This window comes from Nocardia sp. NPDC060220 (assembly GCF_042727815.1).
Lineage (GTDB): Bacteria > Actinomycetota > Actinomycetes > Mycobacteriales > Mycobacteriaceae > Nocardia.
The window spans coordinates 1-3,392 of record NZ_JBHWZY010000763.1; the positions used below are offsets into that span (position 1 = coordinate 1).

The window sequence follows — 3,392 nt, forward strand, 5'->3', positions numbered from 1 at the left end:
TCTTTCGGACGCTGCACCTTCACGGTGATGCCCTTGTTCATCGCGGCGGAGAAGACCAGCATGGTCAGATTTCGATCATCGACCCTGCTCGAGATGATGTTCGAGCCGTTCGCGGTGGTCGGCGTCGCGAGGAGCTTCTTGGCTTCGACGATCGGATCGCGCCCGTCGGCCAGACCGTTGCCCGCGCCGAAGGTGGCCGCGCACGCGGCCAGCATGCTGCCGACGACACCGAAAGCCATTGTGCGCCTGATTGTTCTGCCCATCGACCGAGAATCCCCATCCGTGAATCGGCAGGCATGACGCAGGCCGCAGGCACAGACATTATCCGGGGAACCGATCGATCGTCGAGCCAGAGGTAATACGGGCAGCCGACCCCACCGGGGCGGGGTCGGCCTAGTGGTCAGTGATCGTCGTAATGGTCCGCGTGGGCGGCGTGGCGGTGGCCGTCGTGGATGTAGTCGACGTGGTCGCCGTGCGGGACGGCGACATGACCACAACCGGGGCCGTGCTCGTGGGTGTGGGCGGTGTGCTCGACGTGTGCTGTGGTCTCGCACTCGTCGAAGTGGCCGTCGTGTTCGCGGTGCAGGTGGCCGTCGTGGACGTAGTCGACGTGGTCCTCGTGCGGAACGGCGACGTGGCCGCAGGTGGGGCCGTGGACATGGGTGTGCTGCGGGTGTTCGGCGTGCGTGGTGGTCATCGGCTCTCTCTTTCCGGTTTCCCGGAACTCGGTCCGGTACTGATCGAATGGAGCTCCAAGCACTTCCGACATTAGCAGTTGCGCATGCGTTGCTGTGAGGCCCCTTACCTGGTCAGAGGACCTGATCGAGGAAGCGGCGCAGGCGTGGGGTCTTGGCGTCGTCGAACAGGGCGTCGGGGGTGCCGGTCTCCACGACGACGCCCTGATCCATGAACACGACGCTGTCGGAGACCTCGCGGGCGAACCCCATCTCGTGGGTCACCACGATCATCGACATGCCGCCCGAGGCGAGGTCGGCCATCAGCGCCAGCACGCCCTTCACCAGCTCGGGGTCCAGCGCCGAGGTGGCCTCGTCGAAGAACATCAGTTCCGGTTTCATGGCCAGCGCGCGGGCGATGGCGACGCGCTGCTGCTGGCCGCCCGACAGCGACGCGGGCCGGGCGTCGGCCTTGTCGGCCAGGCCGACGATCTCGAGCTGTTCGATCGCCAGCGCGCGGGCCTCGTCGGCGGACAGGCCGCGCAGTTTGCGGGGGCCGAGCACGATGTTGTCGGCGACGGTCTTGTGGGGGAACAGGTTGAACTGCTGGAAGACCATGCCGATGCGCTGGCGCAGCTTGTCGGGGTTGTCCTTCAGCACCGACTTGCCGTCGAGCAGCACATCGCCGGAATCGGGTTCGTGCAGGCGGTTGAGCACACGCAGCAGCGTCGACTTGCCCGAGCCGGACGGGCCGATGACGGTGGTGGCGTGGCCCGCCTCGACGTGGATGTCGACACCGCGCAGGATGTGGTTGTTGCCGAGCGCCAGGTTGAGCCCGGTGCCGGTCAGCGATGCACTCATGCCGCCACCTCGCTGGCGCTCGGTTCCGCCATGACTGCATATGCAGCTGTGCTGGTCTGCCGCTCGCTACGCTCGCTCATGCGCCTCGCCCTTCTGTGATGACTGCCTGCTCGATCGGGTCGGCGGGAGTGGGTCTGCCGGTGCGCATGCGCTGGTCGATGTAGTTGACCAGATGGGTGAGCGGGATGGTGAGCACCAGATACATCAGGCCCGCGGCGACCAGCGGGGACAGATTGCCGGTCTGGGCGTTGAGGTCGCGGCCGACGGCGAACAGTTCACGCTGAGAGGCGAGCAGGCCGAGGAAATAGATCAGCGACGAGTCCTTGATCAGCGCGATGAACTGGTTCATCAGCGCGGGCAGCACCCGGCGCACACCCTGCGGGATCACCACCAGCGTCATCGACTGGCGGTACCCGAAGCCCATCGCGCGCGCGGCTTCGAGCTGACCGGGCTCCACCGACTGGATACCGGAGCGGAAGATCTCGCCGATATAGGCCGACGAGAGCAGCGCCAGCGCCACCGCGCCGAGCCAGTACGGGTTGCCGCCGGTGATATTGCGGACCACCGGGCCGATGCCGAGACCGATGAGCAGGATGATCACCACGGCGGGCAGGCCACGGAAGATGTCGGTGTAGACGCGGGCGGGCCAGCGCAACCAGCGGGTGCGGGAAATGCCCATCACCGCGAGCAACATGCCGATCGCGGTGCCGAGGACACCCGAGACCAAGGCCAGGATCAGGGTATTCGGCAGACCGGTCTTGATCAGATCGGGAAAAGCCTTGCGGTACAACGACCAGTCGAAGAAGGTGTCCTTCAACTGTTGCAGCGTCGACTTCTGCGCGACCTGTTCGGTCTCGCCCGGCTGGTTCTCGGCCGCGAGCGCTTTGAAGTCCGGAAGCTGGGGTGTGGGAGCCGCTTTGGAGCCCGGCTTCCACCCCGGCGGGAGTTCACGGGGCACCCAATCGGCGTACAGACGGGCATAGGTGCCGTCCGCGATCACCGCGTCCAAGCCGGAGTTGAGTGCGTCGATCAGCGGCTGGTTGTTCTTGGCCACCGCGTAGCCGACGAAGTTGTCGAGGCTGAAGGTGTTCTGCGAGACCACGATTCCGTCGCCCGGTTTGATCGCGCCCTCGGCCTGCGCCGACGGTGCGACCCAGGCGTCGACCTGGCCGGACTTCAGATTCGCGTAGGCGGTGTTGTAGTCGGGGAACTTCACCGGATCCAGCTTCAGCTGGTTCACCACGAACTCGTCCTGCACGGTCCCCTGCACCACGGCGATGCGCGAGCTCTGGTTCAGGTCACCGAAGCCTTTCACCGCGCTGCCCTGCGGAACGACCAGGGAGAAGTAGCCGAAGTCGTAGCCGTTGGTGAAGCCGACCAGTTCGCGGCGGGCATCGGTGGTGGTGATGTTGGACGAGCCGACATCGAAACGCTTGCCCGATACCTGGGCGAGCAGGCCCGCGAACTCGGTGCCGGAGAACTCGACGCGCAGACCGAGTTTCGCGCCGATCGCAGTCAGGAGTTCGTTGTCGAAGCCGGTGAAGGCGCCCTCGCTGTTGACACAGATGCTGGGCGGCGCGTCGGACAGGGTGCCGACGCTCAGGGTGCCCGGGTTGAGCAGGCCGAGCTTCGTGGTGTCGATCGAGTCGACCGGCGCCGTTGTCGCGGTGGTGTAGCGATCGGCGCCCGCGGTTTCGCCCGCGGCCAGATTGGTCGGCGCGGCAGCGGCGGCGCTCGGTCCCGGTGGCGAACAGAGGTCGCGCGCGGAGCTGCTCTCGGAGCCGCCACAACCGGTCGCCGCGACGCCGACGAGGAGCAAGAGGGCAGCGATCCGCGCCCGAGTTCGTACACCTGCCA

Annotated in this window: 3 protein-coding genes and 1 pseudogene; all 4 read right to left on the bottom strand. The window is 66.5% G+C overall.

What is annotated here, in order from left to right; genetic code table 11:
• Nucleotides 1-263, bottom strand: a pseudogene (locus ACFWF3_RS29170) (esterase family protein); the annotation flags it as partial.
• A gap of 137 nt (nucleotides 264-400) precedes the next feature.
• Nucleotides 401-697 (bottom strand): hypothetical protein, encoded by a 297-nt coding sequence (locus ACFWF3_RS29175; protein WP_378989247.1) that lies wholly within the window; start codon nucleotides 695-697, stop codon nucleotides 401-403.
• 112 nt (nucleotides 698-809) lie between these two features.
• Entirely contained in the window at nucleotides 810-1,535 is a 726-nt protein-coding gene (locus ACFWF3_RS29180) for an amino acid ABC transporter ATP-binding protein (protein ID WP_379316779.1), read from the bottom strand.
• A gap of 76 nt (nucleotides 1,536-1,611) precedes the next feature.
• On the bottom strand, nucleotides 1,612-3,392 hold a 1,781-nt coding region (locus ACFWF3_RS29185), incomplete at its 5' end, for an ABC transporter substrate-binding protein/permease (RefSeq protein WP_379316781.1).

Excerpts from the sequence above, each read along its gene's own strand:
- ACFWF3_RS29180 (WP_379316779.1), bottom strand. The coding sequence starts at position 1,535 with ATGAGTGCATCGCTGACCGGCACCGGGCTCAACCTGGCGCTCGGCAAC.
- ACFWF3_RS29175 (WP_378989247.1), bottom strand. The coding sequence starts at position 697 with ATGACCACCACGCACGCCGAACACCCGCAGCACACCCATGTCCACGGC.